The organism is Ensifer sp. GW101-20A05, assembly GCF_059424735.1.
Genome location: NZ_JBWKZT010000010.1, coordinates 101809 through 120787 on the forward strand (window position 1 = coordinate 101809; position 18979 = coordinate 120787).

The 18979-nt window shown below is 60.7% G+C and carries 31 protein-coding genes and 2 pseudogenes; 23 read left to right on the forward strand and 10 right to left on the reverse strand.

The window, feature by feature from the left end:
* Positions 1-53: 53 nt before the first annotated feature.
* The gene (locus AC070A_RS22950; RefSeq protein ID WP_113737816.1) at positions 54-320 is read right to left on the reverse strand and encodes a hypothetical protein; all 267 of its coding nucleotides are present in this window, start codon (positions 318-320) and stop codon (positions 54-56) included.
* A gap of 50 nt (positions 321-370) precedes the next feature.
* Here AC070A_RS22950 and AC070A_RS22955 point away from each other — a divergent pair, with 50 nt between their 5' ends.
* From AC070A_RS22955 to AC070A_RS22975, 5 genes are all read left to right on the forward strand, one after another.
* Entirely contained in the window at positions 371-766 is a 396-nt protein-coding gene (locus tag AC070A_RS22955; RefSeq protein WP_246806034.1) for a hypothetical protein, read from the forward strand.
* Positions 767-838: 72 nt separating this feature from the next.
* A complete protein-coding gene (locus AC070A_RS22960; protein WP_192495263.1) occupies positions 839-1222 on the forward strand; it encodes a hypothetical protein in 384 nt (127 codons plus the stop codon).
* Complete coding sequence (locus tag AC070A_RS22965; RefSeq protein WP_192495262.1) at positions 1219-1497, forward strand: hypothetical protein; 279 nt, start codon at positions 1219-1221, stop codon at positions 1495-1497. The genes AC070A_RS22960 and AC070A_RS22965 overlap by 4 nt, the downstream gene beginning before the upstream one ends.
* Positions 1494-2159: an HNH endonuclease gene (locus AC070A_RS22970; RefSeq protein ID WP_218374351.1), complete on the forward strand. Its 666-nt coding sequence runs from the start codon at positions 1494-1496 to the stop codon at positions 2157-2159. The genes AC070A_RS22965 and AC070A_RS22970 overlap by 4 nt, the downstream gene beginning before the upstream one ends.
* The gene (locus AC070A_RS22975; RefSeq protein WP_113738030.1) at positions 2156-2356 is read left to right on the forward strand and encodes a hypothetical protein; all 201 of its coding nucleotides are present in this window, start codon (positions 2156-2158) and stop codon (positions 2354-2356) included. The genes AC070A_RS22970 and AC070A_RS22975 overlap by 4 nt, the downstream gene beginning before the upstream one ends.
* Positions 2357-2376: 20 nt before the next feature.
* Here the strand turns inward: AC070A_RS22975 and AC070A_RS22980 are convergent, their stop codons facing one another.
* Entirely contained in the window at positions 2377-2610 is a 234-nt protein-coding gene (locus AC070A_RS22980) for a DUF982 domain-containing protein (RefSeq protein WP_192495260.1), read from the reverse strand.
* 87 nt (positions 2611-2697) lie between these two features.
* On the reverse strand, positions 2698-2880 hold the full coding sequence (locus AC070A_RS22985; protein WP_113738029.1) for a hypothetical protein: 183 nt from the start codon (positions 2878-2880) through the stop codon (positions 2698-2700).
* Positions 2881-2975: 95 nt separating this feature from the next.
* Here AC070A_RS22985 and AC070A_RS22990 point away from each other — a divergent pair, with 95 nt between their 5' ends.
* Entirely contained in the window at positions 2976-4226 is a 1251-nt protein-coding gene (locus tag AC070A_RS22990; RefSeq protein WP_192495259.1) for a DNA-methyltransferase, read from the forward strand.
* Between the two features lie 74 nt (positions 4227-4300).
* Here AC070A_RS22990 and AC070A_RS22995 read toward each other — a convergent pair whose 3' ends face one another.
* On the reverse strand, positions 4301-4603 hold the full coding sequence (locus AC070A_RS22995) for a DUF982 domain-containing protein (protein ID WP_057252503.1): 303 nt from the start codon (positions 4601-4603) through the stop codon (positions 4301-4303).
* A gap of 140 nt (positions 4604-4743) precedes the next feature.
* On the opposite strand from AC070A_RS22995, the gene AC070A_RS23000 reads away from it, so the two are divergent.
* Genes AC070A_RS23000 through nusG form a run of 5 tightly spaced genes read left to right on the forward strand, consistent with a single transcriptional unit; the run spans position 4744 to position 7170 of the window.
* A complete protein-coding gene (locus tag AC070A_RS23000) occupies positions 4744-5115 on the forward strand; it encodes a DUF1064 domain-containing protein (protein ID WP_192495258.1) in 372 nt (123 codons plus the stop codon).
* Positions 5112-5783, forward strand: a complete 672-nt coding sequence (locus AC070A_RS23005; RefSeq protein ID WP_255571621.1) for a hypothetical protein — start codon at positions 5112-5114, stop codon at positions 5781-5783. Before AC070A_RS23000 ends, AC070A_RS23005 begins: the two co-directional genes overlap by 4 nt.
* Complete coding sequence (locus AC070A_RS23010) at positions 5695-6348, forward strand: hypothetical protein (RefSeq protein WP_255571622.1); 654 nt, start codon at positions 5695-5697, stop codon at positions 6346-6348. Before AC070A_RS23005 ends, AC070A_RS23010 begins: the two co-directional genes overlap by 89 nt.
* On the forward strand, positions 6338-6568 hold the full coding sequence (locus AC070A_RS23015) for a helix-turn-helix transcriptional regulator (RefSeq protein ID WP_112997305.1): 231 nt from the start codon (positions 6338-6340) through the stop codon (positions 6566-6568). Before AC070A_RS23010 ends, AC070A_RS23015 begins: the two co-directional genes overlap by 11 nt.
* A gap of 11 nt (positions 6569-6579) precedes the next feature.
* Positions 6580-7170, forward strand: a complete 591-nt coding sequence (gene nusG / locus AC070A_RS23020) for a transcription termination/antitermination protein NusG (protein ID WP_113737725.1) — start codon at positions 6580-6582, stop codon at positions 7168-7170.
* A 193-nt stretch (positions 7171-7363) separates the two neighbouring features.
* On the opposite strand, the gene AC070A_RS23025 is transcribed toward nusG, so the two are convergent.
* Both AC070A_RS23025 and AC070A_RS23030 read right to left on the reverse strand, forming a co-directional pair.
* Positions 7364-7654 carry a hypothetical protein gene (locus AC070A_RS23025; protein WP_113737726.1) on the reverse strand — a complete coding sequence of 97 codons (291 nt, stop codon included), beginning with the start codon at positions 7652-7654 and terminating at the stop codon, positions 7364-7366.
* A gap of 476 nt (positions 7655-8130) precedes the next feature.
* A complete protein-coding gene (locus AC070A_RS23030; protein WP_113737728.1) occupies positions 8131-8367 on the reverse strand; it encodes a hypothetical protein in 237 nt (78 codons plus the stop codon).
* A gap of 143 nt (positions 8368-8510) precedes the next feature.
* Here AC070A_RS23030 and AC070A_RS23035 point away from each other — a divergent pair, with 143 nt between their 5' ends.
* Complete coding sequence (locus AC070A_RS23035; RefSeq protein WP_113737729.1) at positions 8511-8732, forward strand: hypothetical protein; 222 nt, start codon at positions 8511-8513, stop codon at positions 8730-8732.
* Positions 8733-8915: 183 nt separating this feature from the next.
* Here AC070A_RS23035 and AC070A_RS23040 read toward each other — a convergent pair whose 3' ends face one another.
* Positions 8916-9659, reverse strand: coding sequence for a S1 family peptidase (locus tag AC070A_RS23040; protein ID WP_113737731.1), 744 nt, complete (start codon positions 9657-9659; stop codon positions 8916-8918).
* 88 nt (positions 9660-9747) lie between these two features.
* On the opposite strand from AC070A_RS23040, the gene AC070A_RS23045 reads away from it, so the two are divergent.
* From AC070A_RS23045 to AC070A_RS23065, 5 genes and pseudogenes are all read left to right on the forward strand, one after another.
* Positions 9748-10368, forward strand: coding sequence for a putative metallopeptidase (locus tag AC070A_RS23045; RefSeq protein ID WP_113737732.1), 621 nt, complete (start codon positions 9748-9750; stop codon positions 10366-10368).
* 24 nt (positions 10369-10392) lie between these two features.
* Positions 10393-10857, forward strand: coding sequence for a DUF2280 domain-containing protein (locus AC070A_RS23050; RefSeq protein WP_113737733.1), 465 nt, complete (start codon positions 10393-10395; stop codon positions 10855-10857).
* Positions 10844-12235: a phage terminase large subunit gene (terL, locus tag AC070A_RS23055; protein WP_113737734.1), complete on the forward strand. Its 1392-nt coding sequence runs from the start codon at positions 10844-10846 to the stop codon at positions 12233-12235. The genes AC070A_RS23050 and terL overlap by 14 nt, the downstream gene beginning before the upstream one ends.
* A gap of 8 nt (positions 12236-12243) precedes the next feature.
* Positions 12244-13590: pseudogene (locus AC070A_RS23060) on the forward strand (DUF1073 domain-containing protein); the annotation flags it as partial.
* 57 nt (positions 13591-13647) lie between these two features.
* Positions 13648-14085: pseudogene (locus AC070A_RS23065) on the forward strand (anti-CBASS protein Acb1 family protein); the annotation flags it as partial.
* A gap of 27 nt (positions 14086-14112) precedes the next feature.
* Here AC070A_RS23065 and AC070A_RS23070 read toward each other — a convergent pair.
* Positions 14113-14310, reverse strand: coding sequence for a hypothetical protein (locus tag AC070A_RS23070; protein ID WP_113737736.1), 198 nt, complete (start codon positions 14308-14310; stop codon positions 14113-14115).
* A gap of 41 nt (positions 14311-14351) precedes the next feature.
* Entirely contained in the window at positions 14352-14600 is a 249-nt protein-coding gene (locus tag AC070A_RS23075) for a hypothetical protein (protein WP_113737737.1), read from the reverse strand.
* Positions 14601-14647: 47 nt separating this feature from the next.
* Between AC070A_RS23075 and AC070A_RS23080 the strand changes: the two genes are divergently transcribed.
* From AC070A_RS23080 to AC070A_RS23105, 6 genes are read left to right on the forward strand one after another with little or no spacing between them, the layout of a single operon-like run.
* Positions 14648-15796: a DUF2213 domain-containing protein gene (locus tag AC070A_RS23080; RefSeq protein WP_218374331.1), complete on the forward strand. Its 1149-nt coding sequence runs from the start codon at positions 14648-14650 to the stop codon at positions 15794-15796.
* Positions 15796-16233, forward strand: coding sequence for a structural cement protein Gp24 (locus AC070A_RS23085; protein WP_113737972.1), 438 nt, complete (start codon positions 15796-15798; stop codon positions 16231-16233). Before AC070A_RS23080 ends, AC070A_RS23085 begins: the two co-directional genes overlap by 1 nt.
* A gap of 15 nt (positions 16234-16248) precedes the next feature.
* Positions 16249-17202, forward strand: a complete 954-nt coding sequence (locus tag AC070A_RS23090) for a major capsid family protein (RefSeq protein WP_113737971.1) — start codon at positions 16249-16251, stop codon at positions 17200-17202.
* 11 nt (positions 17203-17213) lie between these two features.
* Positions 17214-17678, forward strand: coding sequence for a hypothetical protein (locus tag AC070A_RS23095; protein ID WP_113737970.1), 465 nt, complete (start codon positions 17214-17216; stop codon positions 17676-17678).
* A 29-nt stretch (positions 17679-17707) separates the two neighbouring features.
* The gene (locus AC070A_RS23100; protein ID WP_058320132.1) at positions 17708-18202 is read left to right on the forward strand and encodes a DnaT-like ssDNA-binding protein; all 495 of its coding nucleotides are present in this window, start codon (positions 17708-17710) and stop codon (positions 18200-18202) included.
* On the forward strand, positions 18202-18561 hold the full coding sequence (locus AC070A_RS23105; protein ID WP_113737969.1) for a hypothetical protein: 360 nt from the start codon (positions 18202-18204) through the stop codon (positions 18559-18561). The genes AC070A_RS23100 and AC070A_RS23105 overlap by 1 nt, the downstream gene beginning before the upstream one ends.
* On the opposite strand, the gene AC070A_RS23110 is transcribed toward AC070A_RS23105, so the two are convergent.
* Positions 18558-18917, reverse strand: coding sequence for a hypothetical protein (locus AC070A_RS23110; RefSeq protein WP_113737968.1), 360 nt, complete (start codon positions 18915-18917; stop codon positions 18558-18560). The two genes, AC070A_RS23105 and AC070A_RS23110, sit on opposite strands and share 4 nt — an antisense overlap.
* Between the last annotated feature and the right edge of the window lie 62 nt (positions 18918-18979).

Genomic DNA, 18979 nt, shown 5'->3' on the forward strand with positions numbered 1-18979 from the left:
CCGGAACGGCTTCCGGCCAAAGGATTGATCGCGGTTCTCCTCCTCCCTCGCGATCAACGAGAGCCCCAGTCTTCCTCCTCCCGGCTGGGGCTCTCAACTCGCAACCGGATCCGCTTGTTCGCCAGGCGCATGACCACGGCTTGAACAGCGGTTCCCAAAGGAATGGCCGGTGACGAGAGGGGATCGTCACCGGCGGCAGAGGCGGGATGCGGCGCCCGGATTCCTCTGCGGAAAGGAATGAGATTTTCGACCTCCGAATGAGCGCCGACCGTTGGCGCGGTCAGGCTCTCTTCGGACTGGTCAGTAAGGTTTCTGCTCATCTGCAGTGTCTCCTAGCAAAGACACTGTGTCATAGGCGGGAACCGAAAACATGGAAAAGAAATCCAGAATTCTGGACGAGACGAAGAACGGGAAATGCAAGAACATGAGCGACGTTGCGACTGCAAACTACCTCATTAGATCGATCGGCGGCGGTGGCCGTGTCAGCGATATGTTTTTCGAGGCTGCGGCAATCCTCCGAAAACTCTTCCCGCACAAGGGCGAACCCAAGAAGCAATGGACGGAACGCCGTCTCAAAGCTTGGTGGAACAACGAAACCGACGTCGTTCGCCACTGGCAGATGATGGAACTCTACGCGGCTGCAGAAGCCGCGAAGGAAGAACGAGAGCTGCTAAGCGCAGCAAAGAGGGATCATGCCGAATTCATCGAAAAGACCGCCCGTATTCGTGCGTTGGCTCAGCTTGAAGCAACGGCTGATCATCGCTGAGAAGCTGCGCGGTATCGGCTCCTCTCTCGCGGAATGGATCTGCCCGGAACTTACGGACGGGAGTGACCAGTGATGCAGCAGCTTAGCCTGTTCGACACGCTGCGCAGTCCGGCGATCCGGAAGCCAGTCGAGCCCCATGGAGGCGTTATCCAAGGTGATCCGGACGCCGTTTACCGGCTCAGGCACCCGCGACTGGCATGGGACCGTGCCAAGATCGAGTTGCACCAGCACACGGACGGCCTGTGGATGTGGTCGGCCAGCTTTCACTGCGACAACTTCGGCGGTGGTTATCGGGTCGGCCCCAAGTGGGGAAGGTTCGCCCAAACGCGCGACGACGCCCTGTTCTACGCCGCTTCGGAAATCGAGGAGAGGCTCAAAGACAAGCCCGGCAAAGAAGCCGCGCTCGTCCTCGCATGGATCGTAACTCTCAAAGAGAACCCAAAGGCGCTGTCATGAAAAACCGGCTGATCGACTTGAACAACCACCTGTTTTCTCAGCTCGAGCGTTTGAGCGACGAAAGCATGACCGCCGAGCAGATCGAAACCGAGGTGAAGCGCACCGACGCAATCGTTGCCGTTAGCGAGCAGCTTATCCGCAACTCCGACCTGTCTCTCAAGGCCGCGACCTTGGTCGCGAACCACGGCGACCGCTTCAAGCCGATGCTCCCGACGATTTTCCGCCAGCCCGAAACCCTCGACGGCAAGGCCATCACGGACGGTACCGAGAAATGAAGGGCAAGTGGATCAGCTACAGCGTCGCAGAGATGGAATGGCTCGAAGCCAACCGTACCCTGCCGATCGGCGACTATCACCGCGAGTTCTCCGCGATGTTTCAGCGCGATGACGTCTCCGCGGGAAACCTTCACGCGCTGCGCAAGCGCAAGGGTTGGAAGACGGGTCGGACCGGCTGCTTTGTGAAGGGCCAGGTCCCCGTCAACAAGGGTAAGCCGTGCCCGCCTGGGAAGGGTGGCCGACACCCGAACGCGCGCCGAACTCAGTTCAAGGTCGGCGGTCTGCCGCACAACACCAAATTCCTCGGCCACGAGCGCGTCAGCAAGGACGGTTACGTCGAGATCAGCGTTGACGAGCAAAATCCGCACACTGGGTACGAGCGCCGCTATGTCCTGAAGCATCTTCATCTTTGGGAGCAGATCAACGGTCCGCTTCCAGCAGGCATGTGCCTGAAGTGCGTTGACGGAGACAGGCTGAATACCGATCCGTCGAACTGGCTCATGATCCCTCGCGGGGTCTTGCCACGATTGAACGGCGGTCGCGCGACCCGCGTCATGGCCTACGACACGGCGCCCGATGAACTGAAGCCTGTCCTGATGACGCTTGCGCGCGTCGATCACAAGGCAGCCGAACTCCGCCGAAATCGTCAGGAGGCGGAATGACCGACCCCGCCGAAATGATCGCTTGGCTCGACCGCCGCATCGCCAGCGCTATGACCTGGCTCGAAGACCACGGCCACGGCTCTAAGAAGCCACGCCCCGAAAACGAGATCGCCACCAAGGAGTACGACATCGCCCGGTTCGATGAGATCAAGGCCGCGTACCTGAAGGCGCTTGAGCGGCGAGGGCAGGCAGCATGATTAAGTTCCTCACCTCGGGCCTATCGCAGGAGGCCGGCTTCTTTCGCGGCAGCTTCGAATGCCGCCCTGGCTTCCGTGCTTGGGACTTCTCCATTGGCTGCATCCAGGCAGATCTTTCGAGCTGTTGCGTAACTCTCGCTCTTCGTCTCGGGCCAGGATTTCATCAGGAATGCGACCGCCTCTCGGGCGTTCCTGATGACGTGAAAACGATCGTCTATCTTCAACTCGACGTTTGCATCCCAGATGCTGGCCATGGTGTCCTCCGTGGGTCAGGCTTCCCACAAACGTATATTAGAGAGAACTGTTCCAATGGGGCGGTGCTGGGTAGCACTACGGCAAGCTCAATCTCCCATCTTCGGCGGAATTATCGCGCCGGGGACGGAGGTGATGGCGGGCGCTTCGTCCGGACCGACGTCGGGCTCTGGCTCCTCGATCGGGGGCTCCGGCAGATCTGGTGGAACATCCGGCGGCAGGTCCGGCGGGAATACCGGATCCGGTGGCTGCGGAATTGGGGTCTTGGGCATGCTCGCCTCCTATTTGGTGGTGCAACCGCGACCAAGTGGTGTTTGTTCCAAAAGCTCGATCCGTTCGCTGCTCGCCGTGAGCGGGGAGGTGAGGCATGAGCTTCGAAACCCGCTCCATCCTCCACGGGCGCTGCACTATCCATGTTGGCGATTGCCTCGACGTTATGCGCGCCATGCCTTCGGGCTCGGTCGACTGTGTCGTCACCAGCCCGCCTTACTGGGGCCTGCGCGACTATGGCGTCGAAGGCCAGATCGGCCTTGAGCCGACACTCGGCCAGCACCTCGCCGTGATGGTCGAAGTGTTTGCCGAGGTCTGGCGGATCTTGAAACCGCAAGGCACGCTTTGGCTCAACTACGGCGACTGCTACGCAGCAGCTCCGAACGGGAAGAGCGCAGAAGCCTATAAAGCCGAGGGTTCTGACGACCGTACTTTCCGGGACAAGCCGTTCTCGACCGTGGGCCCGATCTACCAGGCCGACCGTCACGGCGACAGAGGTGTTCGAGGCAAATTTCATCGCCGCGCTGCTGGTGTCAGTTCACCTGGTGCCATCGTCGCTGGCGGCTACCTGAAACCCAAAGACCTCTGCATGATCCCGAACCGGTTGGCGATTGCCCTCCAAGAGGCGGGCTGGTGGGTTCGCTCAGAGATCATCTGGCACAAGCCCAACCCGATGCCGGAAAGCGTCTACGATCGCCCGACGACGGCGCACGAGAAGGTCTTCTTGCTCACGAAAGGCGAGGAGTATTTCTACGAACACGAGGCGATCCGTGAGCCGGTGACCGGCGGCTCGCATGCGCGGAAGCCTGGACCGAACAGTAGGCAGAACGTCGATCGGGTGCCCGTCTCGAGGAAGTTAAAAGTCCCCGGTGGATGGGACGTTGAGCCCGGGGCACATGGCACGATCAATCGGTCCGGCAGAACCTCATCCACCTACAAGATCGCGGATGAAGGCGACCCATACCGAAAGTCGAAGCAGTCTTTCCGCGACAGCACATCGGATCTCACCGAGACCCGCAACGCGCGCAACGTCTGGACCATCGCGCCGAAGGCTTTCCGCGAAGCTCATTTCGCCACGTTCCCGCCGGCGCTCGCCGAGCGCTGCATCAAGGCAGGCACCCCGAAGACCGTTTGCGGTTGCTGTGGCGTTGACCACGGCTGCGGTCCGATCTGCGAAACCTTCGATCGCGTGCCCGGTACCGTCTTCGATCCGTTCGGTGGCGCCGGCACGGTCGGCCTTGTCGCCGAGCAGCTCGGCCTTCGCAGCATCCTGATCGAACTCAATCCCGAATACGCGGACATCGCCGTCCGGCGCATCGAAGGCGCAGAGCGAAAGGACGCGGCATGATCAAGCTTCCATACCCAGCATCAGGCTATGACAAGAGAGGCCGCGAGCGCAGCCTCTCACTATCGAATGTCAGTCTACGGGGAGATTCGACCGCCGCCCGGCTTGGCTTTAATCATCCACGGCAGGACCGCGGGAGCCTTGACAAGTATGCCCTTCTTCTTCGCGAAGGAGCGGAGAGCGTCACGCGCCACCTGGACTGGCTTGTGGCCGTCATGTGCCAGGTAGCAAGTCTTCAGGGTCGCGTCGTGAATGATATCGCGATCCCCTTTGGACCATTCCTCAAGGAAATCGATCGCGTCGTCGAGGTTGGTGATTTCGAGGACCAGATCCTTCCTTTCACGCAGGTAAACTGGCCGGTCAAACATCTTCGGGTGCATTTCTACCTCACTGAATTCGTTGGTTTTCAACAAGGAAAGCGCTGTTCGTCAGCGCCCGCTGAAGATTTATTTTCGCGGCTGCGCGAGTTCAAGAGGATGACGCAGCGACTTGCACAAAAACACTTCTTCGGAGGTGCGGCATGAACGAGCGTTTGTCCGCCGCCCAGTACCAGGCCGCGATCGCCAAATCGAAGCGCGGGAACAAGTACAAGGCCCAGCGCACGCTTCTCGACGGCATCTGCTTCGATAGCAAAGCCGAGGCCGCATACTACGCCAGCCTGAAGCTCCGCCAGCGGGCGGGCGAGGTCGAAGACGTGGAAATGCAGCGCTCCTATGCGCTGACGATCAACGGCGTGCTGGTCTGCACCTACCGGGCCGATTTCGTCTTTTGGGACGTCGCCATGAAGCGCCGCCGCGTCATCGATGTGAAGGGCATGGTCACGCCCGTATTCCGCATCAAGCAGAAGCTCATGAAAGCCTGCCACGGCTTGGAAGTCGAGGTGGTCAAGTGAGCATTGCCGAACTGATCCGAAAGATGGCTGAAGCCGGTGCACCGCCGGAGGCAATAGCGCTCGCCGTCGAGGCGATCGAGGGCAAAGACGCTGAAATCGAGCGCCGTCGGCAGGTCGAGCGCGACCGCAAACGCCGTCAGCGGGCGGGACAGTCACGGGACAAGGACGGGACAGTCACGGGACCGTCCGGGGACAACCCCACCCCTGATAAAGAAAGGTCCCCCACACCCCCTAAAGAAATTAACCCCACCCCATCCTCGCTTCGCTCGGAAAACAAACGCGGGACGCGTTTGCCGGCTGGCTGGGCTCTCCCGGCAGCATGGGGCCAGTGGGCTATCGATCAGGGCCACTCCGAAGCAACGATCCGTTTCGAGGCCGACAAGTTCCGCGACTTCTGGGTCGGCAAGAGCGGCAAGGACGCCGCCAAGCTCGATTGGGAGGCCACCTGGCGCAACTGGATGCGGAACGTGGCGAAGCCGCGAGCCCAAGCTCAAGCGCCCCCGCGAGAAACCGAGAATGCCCGCCATCAGCGGGAGTTTCGAGAAGCCATCCAGCAGAAACTGAACGGGAATCCAGGCCATGACGAATTTGCCAGCACCGGCCCAGCTTTCGACCTTGAACCGGGAGATTACCACGCTCACCGAGCGACTGGCACCGGCTCGCGCTGATGCCATCGTTCGCAGCCTCGGCGTCATGCAGAGCGCTGGCATGAGCCTGCCCCAGGGTATCGACCCCCAGAAGTTTGACGTGATCTACGGTTACGCCCTCGACGGCGTGCCGAGTTGCGGTCTGACGATCGCGACCCAGAAGCTCATTAAGGGCGACTACGCCGGCAACCCGGATATCTTGCTCGGCATGATCCCGAAGCCGCCGATCCTCGCCGCGCTGGCGAAGCAGGAGGCGAGGGCGGCCCGCGAGGATCTGGCCCGCAAGCGCGAGATCGCCTCGGCGATGAAGGGCGTCGCTCCGGAGGTCGACCGCTCGCCGGAGGTGATGGCCCGCGTTCGCGCCCGGCTGGCCCAGTTCCGCCAGGACCACGAGGAGGCCAAGGCCAAAGAACGGGGCATCGTCGTTCACGAGCCAATGTCGCCAGAGAAGGCCGAATACTGGGCCAAGATCAAAGAACTGCCCGACTGGTGGGAAGTTGGCGCCGAGCAGATGGCCTTCCGCCGCAAGATCGAAGCCGAGGTCTCCGAGGCACGGACCGACGACGAGGCCAGCCATGCAGCATAAGCCTCGCCCCCGACCAGACGCAGGTTGCCCGCTTGCCGCCCGAGAACTCGAAACGGTCAAATGGCTATCACTCGGCAAAACGGCGGAAGAGGCGGCCACGATCATGGGAATCAGCATCCACACAGTCAATCGCAACATCATCAACGCCATGAGCAAAGCAGGCGCTTCTAAGGCCACCGGCCTTGTCGGCCTGGCTCTTCGCTCCGGCTGGATCGAATAGGAGAACCCCCAATGAGCTGGTACGCAATCAAGACCCGACCCGGAACCCAGCGTCCTGCAACGCCGCGGATAGGCGAGACCGAGGACCGCAAGGGCGAGTTCATCATCGAGCGAAACCTCCGCGACGCCGACATCGAAATCTACATGCCGTCGTTCCGGAAGGACATCAAACACCACCGAACCAAGGAACTGATCGAGCGCCGCTTCGCCATGATCGTCGGCTACTCGTTCGTCTACCTGCCGACGCGAGACTTCTACCGGCTATCGCGCGTTGACGGTGTGACGGCGATCCTCGGCGTTGCCGGCTACCCGCTGCGTATCTCAGACTTCGAGGTCGCGAGCATTCGCCAAGCCGAAGACATGGCTGGATCGGCCCTACAGCGCGAGCGTGACGCCCGGAAGAAGCGTAGCCGCAAGCAACTGCAGCAGGAGTTCCCGAAGGATGCAGCCGTCCGAATCGCGCCCGAACACCGCCTGGTTGGCGGCATGCTGGCAACCGTCCTCGACGTCACCGGCCGCAACACGATCAAAGCTGTGGTCGAATACCTCGGCGGTCTCGTCCACGTCGATCTTCCGCTTGAACTGATCGATAAAGTCGCTTAATGTCGCTGCAATCATTGGTGATTTGCAGGCTGTTCTGATCGCGGACCTCGATTAGAGGGAACACTCGCCGGGCCTTAGGGAGGATGTCACCGCCTCCCGCCTTTGACGAATATTGCCGAAATTCTGAGATCCAGCGCCACGCCAATGGCGACCTTTACCTCCCGCCGGAGAGGCGGATGAATCCGGCAACAGATTAGACGCGGCGCGATCTCCCTTTGTAAAGCAGGAACAGAAACAAGGCGCCCAGTACGGTGATAAACAGGGCGGCGCCGCCGCCGATAAGTATGAGCAAGTAAAATTCGAAGACATCGTCCTTGGCAGACGCTATTACCCCACCCCATTTGTTGCGGATTTCACCAGCTATCGTTGCTTCAAGCACACCGTAGAGAGTCGCAGGGCCAAATGCCGCGAGGCCTATCGCCGCTGCTATCTTTCTTAGGCGGGGGAACCGTTCTACTTCCGTCGACTTTCCTGTCTCGCTCATGACCACTTAACTTTGGTTGACGATAAATCACTATCACGGGGACGCTAGGGCGCGGTTAAGGTTGGCAAGCGCGACCACCCAAGGACCGCAGTCTATGCGCAGGATGGTCGCCTTCATCCCCGGGGTATTGGTCGTCGCGACTTTCACCCCTGCCGCCTTGTTTGAACTGTTGACACCGCTCAATTAAAGCATGCAGGTAGACGTATATGCAGGGGTCGCGATGGCGGACGAGAAGCCAACAAATAGTGGCCGGCCAGTATCGGCGCTTAAGGTCGTGTGGTCGGTATCGATCGTCCTGGCGGCGACTGCTATCGGCGCCCACTATGGTTGGGATAACCACGGGTTCGTCGGAGCGTTAGCGTTAGGTTTCGTGGGCTTCGTAGGCGGCTGTTTCCTCAGTTCACCGTCGCTCCTGTTGCAATTGCTATCATAAACATCATGTCGGAGTAGAGCAGCCCGGTAGCTCGCCAGTGTCTTTAGGCGGAGGTCGAGGGTGTCAGCAATTGTTTGCCCCGTTCGATCAACGCTTCAATGGCCTCAAGCGGAATGTCTCGTTCGTAGGCACTAAACGTCAGCGCTCCCGTTGCGTCTGTGTAGAAGACCTCAGCAACGGTTGTTTGGGCATCGACATCCAACAATTCCAGGTACATTCCATCTCGATGAATGTCGCTGCCTCGGATAAATTGGAAGCGTCGGGTGTTTACCTCGGTCATTAGCAAAATGAGCCCCTGTGACCCTGATTCGCATGCCTGAATAGGGAGCCGGACCTCTGGCCCGGTTCCCCGATGCTTCTCTCTGTATCCTCGGATGAGAGTAGAGAAAGGGGCGTCAGTTTCCGATCGGAGACCCAGCGCACATGCGGCCAAGTGCAAATTCTCTGGAGGCCGCCGCCCTCTCGGTGATGGTGTTGCCAGCCCTGGTTTCCATGCTCGCGCTCAGGGTCGACAAGCAACTCTCGAAGTCGTTGTCCCGTAACAAAACAGCAAAGCTCAGCATCATGAAGCCGAGCACTATCGAAATCGGGATTGCCATGTCGCGCAATCTCATCCTCCCCAAGGTTCCCCTATGCCCGTCCTAAAGAACGCGCGCCACGAGAAGTTCGCGCAGGCGTTGTCCAAAGGCAAGACAGCAGATGACGCACATGCGGAGGCAGGGTTCAAACCTGACCGGGGTAATGCTTCGCGCTTACATCAGAAAGACAACATCAGACAGCGCGTCACATGGCCACGCGACAGTCGCGAATTTCGTGGTTGGTCGCACGTTATCGAAGCGTGTCGACAAGTTCTTTGATGGCAGACCGCTTCCACACGAAGCCGAGATCTGATTGCTCGTTGATCCGTCCACTGTATATCCCTAGGAATTCGACAGCTTCACCACCCATGTTGATGTTCCCGTTCTTGTAGTGGATCATGCCGCGACGCGCAGCAATAACGGGAGAACCGGACTGGCCGGGTCTTGTACGGCTGTCGATTAGAAAGATGGGCTTCGCATCGTAGTCGATGTCCAACTCTGAAGCGACGAACCCGGTAACCCACATGCCGAATAACCCGCCGGCGGCCTGCCCAAATGGAAATCCGATAATGCTGAGTGGGTCGGACGCCCGGATTAACAGGCCATTTTGCGGCGCCGTTAAATCGTATGGGTAGACTGTCGCGACATCAGGAACATCGATAGGAAGCGCGACAAAGTCGGCTGCGGCCCCAAGAACTGGATGTTCCACCCACAGCGGGACATCATTGTTGTCATACAGTGGATAATCGATCGACCCCCAATTCCCGAGACCGGTAGCAGCATTGTGCCAGACGCGTATTTTGTTTGGGACGCCGCCGTGAGGCGATAGTGGTTGATTGTTGTCCTGCCTCCGGCCGGTGACATTGTGCCTGTTGGTGATCAGAGCGTTGCCGCGCACCGCACTGACAACGAACGCCGTCCCCGTGCTCAACCGGGTCTGGTCGAAGTACATCTCGATAAACAGAGACTGCACTGACTGTTGCTCAATCGGCATGCTTACCTCCAAACGCGGAACGCCACTGATCCTTCACCGGGGGTGAAGAAGTTCGCGTGTGTGTTGTGTAAAGGCAAGTGGTGAATTGATGCGCCCACAACCGCCATCAGAGATTTTCGAGGATTTCAGCGGATGCGCCTTCGTGGCCGCTCCTGAACTCGAAGCCTGGGCCCGCGATACCTTCATCGATCCGGACAGCGATATGTTCAACCCGGATCACGCCCATCTCATCCCGGCGTCGATCGGCATGCTGTGGACCACAGTGAGCAACACAAAGAAGGGCCGCACCGTCATCGGTCAAGCCGAGATGGGTCAGCCTGCGGGCATGATGGGCAAGTGGGCCCGGGCAAGAGCAGAGGCGCAGGTCCTCGGTTGGTTCGGCTCCGTCCCAGATTTCATCATCACGATCGATGCCAACTTCTGGGTATCGGCCAGTGATGCACAAGCCTGTGCTCTGATCGAGCATGAGCTTTCACACTGCGCCCAGGAGCTTGACGACTTCGGCGCCCCGAAGTTCCGAAAGAGCACAGGGCTACCGGTCTACACGATGCGCTCCCATGATGTGGAAGCCTTCATCGGCGTGGCTGCTCGGTACGGTGCAGTAGAGGCGGGCGTAAAGGAATTGGTCGAGGCGCTGTCAAAGCCGCCGTTGATGACCGCAGACCTAATCGGCTGTGCATGCGGGACCTGCCAGGCTCGCGCCGCCTGATCCTGATGGTGTCCTGATAAAGCTATGGCCGAGCGAAAACTCACACATGAGCAGCAGACCTTTGTCGTCCAGTCGCTGGCTTGCTTCGATAGCCCGTCGGTTGTCGCCGCTGCACTCAAGAAGGATTACGCGGTCACGCTGACGCCTCAGGCGATCGAAGCCTATGACCCGAACAAGAAGGCCGGTGCGCGCCTCGCCGCGAAATGGAAAATGCTCTTCGAGGAGACCCGCAAGACCTTCCTTGAGGACACCGCCTCGATCGCGATCAGCCATCGCGCCGTTCGTCTCCGCGCTCTCCAGCGCATGGCAGACAAGGCAGAGACCCAGGGCAACATGGTGCTTGCATCGTCGTTGCTGAAGCAGGCGGCGGAAGAGGTCGGCGGCGCCTATACGAACCGACGCGAGATCACGGGCAAGGACGGCAAGGATCTTCCGGCGCCGGTCTCTCCGGTGACGATCTTCCAGTTGCCCGATAATGGCAGGGGTTGAGCAAGGGCAGGGCGCCCAGACAATCATCCGGCCGCAGGCTGGCCCGCAGACACAGTTCCTTGGTTCGCCAGCTGACATCGCCATCTACGGCGGGTCGGCAGGTGGCGGCAAGACGTGGGCGCTCCTCATGGAGCCGCTGCGCCACGTTGCCAATCCTCAGTTCGGCGCCGTGTTCTTTCGGCGCACGCTGGTGCAGGTCAGAAACGAGGGTGGCCTTTGGGACGAGAGCGAGAAGCTCTATCCCAGCCTGAACGCAAGGCCGAAGGTGGCGCCGGATCTATCGTGGACGTTCCCGTCGGGGGCGTCAGTCAGCTTCGCCCACCTCGAGCACGACAAGACGGTATCGAACTGGCAGGGTTCGCAGATCCCGCTGATCTGCTTCGACGAGCTCACGCACTTCAGTGCAAAGCAGTTCTGGTACCTGTTGTCACGTAACCGATCGATGTGCGGCGTCCGGCCGTATGTCAGGGCAACCTGCAACCCGGATGCGGATAGTTGGGTTGCCGAGTTCATTTCGTGGTGGATCGACCAGGATACCGGTCTCCCGATACCAGAGCGGGCCGGCAAGCTTCGTTGGTTCGTCCGCATCGGTGACGCGGTCATCTGGGCCGATGATCCGGAAAAGCTCGCCGAATACAAGAACCCGGTCGACGGCACGCCGATCCCGCCGAAGTCGGTGACGTTCGTCCCGGCGAAGCTGACTGACAACGCCGCGCTGATGGCAGCCGATCCCGGCTACCTCGCCAACCTGATGGCCCTGCCGACTGTTGAGCGCGAGCGCCTCCTCGGCGGCAACTGGAAGATCAGGCCGGCCGCCGGGCTGTTGTTCCAGCGTGGCTGGTGTGAGGTCGTCGATGTGATCCCGGCCGGCGTCGTCAAATGGATGCGCGGTTGGGACATGGCGGCCACGCCGAAGGCAGAAGGCACCGACCCAGATGCCACCGCCGGCACCAAGATCGGCAAGTTGTCCGACGGCCGCTACATCGTGGCGCATCACTGCAACGACTTCTTGTCACCGTCAGGCGTCGAGCGGCTCATCAGAAACACGGCGGAAGCCGATGGCAAGGACGTGCACATATCGCTGCCGCAGGATCCGGGCCAGGCGGGCAAGTCGCAGGTCACCAACCTGACGAAGCTGCTTGCCGGCTTCACGGTACGGGCCACGCCCGAATCCGGTGACAAGGTGACACGGTTCAGCCCGTTCTCCGCTCAGGCGGAAGCAGGCAACGTCCTCGTCCTTCGGGCCCCTTGGAATGCAGCATGGTTTTCGTCGCTCGAAGGCTTTCCTGAGGCGACGCACGATGACGACGCCGACAGCACGAGCCGGGCATTCAACGCGCTTCTCAGCGCAAGCACGTACACGCTGGCGAACGTTTAGGAGCGGACATGGGAAACATCATCGCTTTCGTCCGCGACAGCCTGACGAACATGGTTGCGAACATCGGCACCAGCCGGGACAAGGCGTCATCGACCTTCTACTCGATGCCGATGCTTTCGGACGAGGAGTTGCTCAACGCCTACCGTGGTGCGTGGCTACCGCGGAAGATCGTCGATATCCCGGCTTTCGACAGCGTGCGTGCCTGGCGTGACTGGCAGGCGAAGAAAGCTCAGATCGAAGCCATCGAGGCCGAAGAGAAGCGCCTCAACGTCAAGGGCAAGATCCTCGAAGCCAAGATCAAGGCTCGGCTCTGGGGTGGCGCCGCCGTCGTCATCGGTACCGGCGATCAGAACCTGACCGAGCCGCTCGATGTCGAGCGCGTTGGCAAAGGTGGCCTGAAGTACCTGACGGTTATCTCCCGTCGCAATCTGACCGCCGGCGAGATCGAGCGCGACCCGGCCTCCGAATGGTACGGAAAGCCGAAGGTCTATCAAATCAAATCGACAGACGGCGTGCAGGTCGACATTCACCCGTCGCGACTGGTCGTCTTCAATGGGGCCGCCCAGCCTGACGAGGAGATCGTCACCACGACCTATGCAGGCTGGGGCGATAGCGTGCTCCTGTCGGTCGTCGAGGCGATCAAGCAGGCCGACGGTACCGCGGCGAACATTGCCAGCCTCGTCTTCGAGGCCAAGGTCAACGTCATCCGTATCCCCGACTTCATGCAGAACGTCGGTGATCAGCGGTACCGCGAGAAGATCCTCGAACGCTACACGCTCGCTGCCACGGCCAAGGGTATCAACGGCGACCTCCTCCTCGACAAGGAAGAGGAGTTCGAACAGAAGACGGCGAGCTTCGCCACGCTTCCCGACGTGCTGATGTCGTTCATGCAGCTGGTATCCGGCGCCGCCGACATCCCGGCAACCCGTCTTCTCGGTCAATCGCCGGCCGGCATGAACGCCACCGGCGAAAGCGACCTGCGCAACTACTACGACCGTTTGCAGGCCATGCAGTCGGTCGAGATGACGCCGGCAATGGCCCGGCTCGATGAGTGCATTATCCGCAGCGCCCTCGGTTCGCGTGACCAGGATATCTATTACGAGTGGGCACCGCTCTGGGGCATGTCCGAGAAGGAAAAGGCCGACGTCTTCAAGACAAAGGCCGATGCAGCCCGGGCGCTCGCCGGCACATCGACATCTCCGCCGCTGCTGCCGATCGACGCCCTGTCGGATGCTCTGGTCAATACGTTCGTCGAGGACGGCGCGTTGCCCGGTCTCGATGCGGCGATTGAGGAGCATGGGGCGCTCAGCGAGCAGGAGCCAGACGATGACGAGCAGCGCGCCGCCGTCGGCGAGGAGCCGAAGGAAAAGGCGAAGCCAGTTACCGCCGACGCCGCGCCACGCACGCTCTACGTCTCGCGCAAGGTGCTAAACGCCGACGAGATCATTGCCTGGGCCAAGGGGCAAGGCTTCAAGACCACGCTCCCGGCCGACGACTTGCACGTCACCATCACATTCAGCCGCACACCGGTTGATTGGATGAAGATGGGCAGCACTTGGGAAGACGAGGTGAAGATCCCGCGTGGCGGTGCGAGATTGATGGAGAAGTTCGGCGAGGCGCATGTCCTGCTATTCGTCTCCAACATGCTGTCGTGGCGCCACGACGAGATGGTCGACAGGGGAGCAAGCTGGGATCATCCCGAATACCAGCCGCACATCACCATCAGCTACGATGAGGATGCCGCGGACCTTGCCAAGGTTCAGCCTTATCAGGGCGAGATCGCGCTGGGTCCGGAGATCTTCAGTGAGGTGTTCGAGGACTGGCGACAAGGGATCAAGCAAAGGCCGTGATGTGGAGCACATCACGGCGTGAACACCTCAATCGTTTTGCGTAGCCTTGTTCAGAGCCGCGCCGGCTTCGGCTACGGACTCAGAAACTTGAACTTCCATACTGCTGCCCCCAACGTTGAGAAGCACCTCGGTTCGACCGAACCGCTCCATTACTGCTGATACGTAGCGAGGGTTGATGTAAACTTCTCGGCGGCCGTTTGATGTGTCGTGAAGCTTGGCGAGCATTCGTGTTCTCCGTGAATTTTCGGCGGGATTGATGCGACTACTTAAAAGTACTTCTGAATACGTGGCATGTCGGGATCAGTCGCTTTAATCGCCACGGCAAATCGCTTTGCTTCAGCAGAGAAACCTGCCTCCTCTGCTGCCTTCAACCCTTCGAGGTTAGCGATGACAAGTACATCATCGTCTCCGCTAGCGTTGGCCAAAGCTTCGTCAATCAAATTGATCGCGGCTTGAAATTCTCCTTTGCCACGCAGGGCAGCAGACTGGCGGATGGCATTTTCGAGTGCTGACATTTGGGGTCTCCTTTTCCGGAGGCCATATACACGGCGCGGAGACAATAATGCAATTCATAGATGCAGCACCGATCGCGGGAACGCGACGGACCGCCGACGGCTACCTTGTTGCGGACGTCAAGACCGCGCGCACTGGTATCCAGCTTTATGCCGGCCGCGAGGTCGGGAAGCCGGAAATGCAGTCCGTGAAGGTCTACCGCTCCGCCGATCAGGTTTTCGACAAGGCCAGCCTCGGCAGCTACGCCCACAAGCCGGTGACCAACGATCACCCGACCGAGGCAGTCACCGCCGACACTTGGAAGGCCGTTTCGGTCGGCCAGATCGGCGACGAGGTGGCGCGCGACGGTGAATTCGTCCGCATCCCGCTCGTTGTCATGGACGCCGCGGCGATCAAGGCGATCGACGAGGGCAAGCGCGAGCTTTCCGCCGGCTACACCTGCGATCTCGCATGGGAGCCGGGCACGACGCCCGAGGGCGAGAAGTACGACGCAATCCAGAAAGATATCCGGATCAACCACGTCGCCATCGTCGAGCGTGGGCGCGCCGGGTCGCAAGCTCGCATCGGCGACGGTGCGGGACAGTGGGGCGCTGCCCCGTTCACCAGTGATCAGAAACCGAAAGAGGAAAAGATCATGACCCTGAAGACGGTTACCGTCGATGGCATCCCGGTTGAAGTAACCGATCAGGGTGCCACGGTTATCGGCACGCTGCAGCAGCGCCTTGCCGACGCCATTTCCAAGCTTACCGCCACTGAAACGGCACATCAGACGGCTTTGGCCGCCAAGGATGCCGAACTGGCGAAGAAGGATGCTGAGCTCGACGCCACGAAGGCCAAAGTGCTTTCCGACGCCGACCTCGACAAGCGCGTGCAGGCTCGCGCCGATCTCGTCGCCAAGGCCAAGGTCCTGGCGAAGGACGTCAAGACCGAAGGCCTGTCCGATGCTGCCATCCGCAAGGCCGTCGTCGTTGCCAAGATCGGCGATGCCGCCGTCGCCGACAAGTCGGACGCCTACATCGATGCCCGCTTCGACATGCTCGTCGAGGACGCTGGCAAGAGCGCCGGCGGCGTCGATCCGTTCCGCGTGGCTGTTCAGCAGGGTCTCTCGCAGACCACTGACGCCAACGCATCCGCAACCGCCCACAAGGCCATGGTCTCCGATCTTGAATCGGCCTGGCAGACGAAGGGAGCCAAGTGATGCCGGCAGTTCAGACTACTTACAGCGCCACCCACGCCCGCTGGGTCGAGGGTATGGTTCTCAACATGGAGCCGAGCGACATCGTCACCCGCCTTGCGGAAGACGCTGAGGGTATCGGTTTCGGCAAGGTCGGCGTTCAGGGCACCGCCGACAATCAGGTCGTGGATTCCGAGGCCACGGTCAAGTTCGTCGGCATCGCTGTCCTCGACCCCACGCAGCCGACGGGCAAGTACGAGCAGTACTCCAACGTCGCGCTGATGAAGAAAGGCGTGATCGTGGTCCAGGCCTCGGTCGCCGTCGCCGTTGGCGATCCGGTCTACTACGTCCCGGCAACGGGCGTCCTGACCAACGTCTCGACCAGCAACACCCAGATCGTTGGCGCGCAGTGGGATACCAGCACCTCGGGTGCCGGCCTCGCCGCTCTCCGCCTCGGCTAACAGGAGCGTTCCAACATGAACATGCTTATCACCCAGGACGCTCAGCAGGTCGCGATGAGCTTCCTTATCCGTCAGGCCTCGTTGATCGAGCCGACGGTCTACGCGATGAAGTACCAGGAGATCCAGTATTCCCAGCTGATCCCCGTCGACACCTCGGCGCCGGAATGGATTCAGTCGGTCACGTACTTCTCCATGGACTCGGTCGGCCAGGCTCAGTGGTTCAGCGGCCTCGCGCACGATGTGCCGAAGGTCGAACTGACCCGCGAGAAGTTCGAAACGACCGTCAGCATGGCGGCGATCGGCTACGGGTATACGCTCGAGGAACTGGGCACCGCCCAGCTGCTCGGCATGAGCCTGACCTCGGACAAGGCGAGCTCGGCCCGTCGCATCGCTGAAGAGAAGATCGACAGCGTCGCCTTCGTCGGTGATACCGGCAAGGGCTACACCGGTCTGGTCAACTCCTCGACGCCGACGGCCACCACGGCTCCGGCCGACGGTACCGGCTCGGCGACGACCTTCGCCAGCAAGACGCCGGACCAGATCCTTCGCGATATCAACGGCCAGCTCACCGGCATCTTTACCGGCACGCTCGGCGCGGAGATCGCGGACACGCTGCTCCTGCCGTACTCGGTCCTGTTGGACCTTTCGACCCGTCGTATCGATGCCGTCAACCAGACGACCATCCTCGAATGGATCGAGAAGAACAACATCTACACCCGGACTACCGGCCAGCCGCTCACCATCCGCGGTGTGTTCGGTTACCTCGATACCGCCGGCGCAGGCGGTACCAAGCGCATGGTTGCCTACCGTCGCTCGCCGGAAGTGCTGAAGATGCACATTCCGATGCCGTTCCGGTTCCTGCCGGCATGGCAGACCGGTCCGATGAAGTTCGATGTCCCCGGCATCTTCCGCGTCGGCGGCGTCGATATTCGTCGGCCGAAGGCCGTTCGCTACCTCGACGGCATTTAAGGGAGGCGGCAATGAAGGTCACCAACACCCAAAAGGGCCCCCGCGGCGTCAACGCGGTGAACGGCCCGGTTCTCATTGAGCCGGGCGAGACGGTCGAGGTCGAAATCTTCGACCGCGAGAAGGCTCATATCGAGGCTTCGAACTGGTTCGAGATCGACGGCGAATACACCGAAAACCCGGTCGTTGTCGTCGCAGGGGCTCCGGTCCTCAAGGAAGCAGCCGATAACACCGGCTCCGAACTTGAGCGCCTTCAGGCTCTGCTTGCCGACCGCGACGCCGAACTGGCGAAGCTCAAGGCACAGCAGGAAGAGCCGCCGAAGACTGCCGCCGAGGTCCTGGAAATGGCTAAGGATCCGGCCGTCCAGTTTATGTCCTTCAAGGCAGCAGCTGCGAAGCTGCTCGGCGACAAGACGCCGGCCAAGAAGGACGAGATCATCGCGGCACTCGAAGACCTGGCAACCAAGCCCGGCGCATAAGCGCCGGGTTCTACCCACCGGAGAATGACATGGCTGGATACGGCGATAACGACGGCTTCACGGCTTACGCTACGGCGGCCGGCTATGTCTTCCCCGATGGTACGACCGATGCCCAGAAGACCGCGGCGCGCCAGCGCGGTTCTCTGGTGATCGATCGGTACGAGCCTCGGTTCAATGGCCGCCGCTCCGGCGGCTATGCCCAGGAGCGGGCATGGCCGCGCACCGGTGCGTCGACCTATTACGGGGAGGCGATCCCATCCGGCGAGGTGCCTGTCCCAATCATCAACGCTTCCTATGAGGCCGCGTTCCTCGAAACGACGAACCCCGGCAGCCTATCGCCCGTCGTCACCGGCACCTCGACGGTCAAGCGTGAGAAGGTCGGGCAGCTTGAAGTCGAATACGCGACGTCGTCGTCGACCGATATCGACGATGTGGTCGCGCTTGCAACTCCGGTCGTCACCACGATCGAGGGGCTGCTGTGGCCGTTCTTGACGCCAGTCTGGCCCGGGGCGCTGGTAGTCTGATGGTCAACCCGCTCTACGCGCGCCTACAGGCAACGGCGCAGCGCCTCATCGCCAAGTACGGCCAGACCGGCGTCGTCACCCGCGTGATCCCGCCCGATCCCGTCCTAGGCGGCGAGCCGGTGCCCACGCCATACCCGGCAACGCTCGTCCCGATGGCCTACGAGGCCCGCTACATCGACGGCACCACGATCAAGACCGGCGACATGCAGATCTACATCTCGTCGGTCGGCCTGGCGGTCGAGCCGACCGTCGGCGACGTCGTCACTGCCAACGGTACCGACTACGCCATCGTGAATGGCGACCCGAACAAATACGACGGGGTGACCAACGTCGTGTTCATCGTGCAGGGGAGACGTTAAGGGTCTATCTGGGGCTTCACCGCTGTGAAGACCTTGAAGTATCTCTGTATGGTTTCGAGGTACGGTGAGTGAGTGGTCGCCGCCATCTTCTTGGTGATTTCTACGACGCTGACACTTTCTCGGAATGAACTGTTATCCTTGCGACGCGAAGCCTCCGAATGAAGAAATTCGATCGGCGCAAAGGATTTCAGCAGATATTCGTTGTGATGCCCCGTCAGATCCGGCCATTTGCCAAGCAGTTGATTTTGGTTGTCGAAGAACTGCTGGTAGTCCCTGTTCGACCCACCTCCGTCCAATCGCACTAAGTAGATTTTTGCTCGCCTCGTGCTTTTTTGGTTTACCGATTTCTTCGCCATTCTCAGCACCTCCGTGTGGGGGGCTCTTCGTAGCGACCTGGCTTTAATGCCCGGTTACTCAA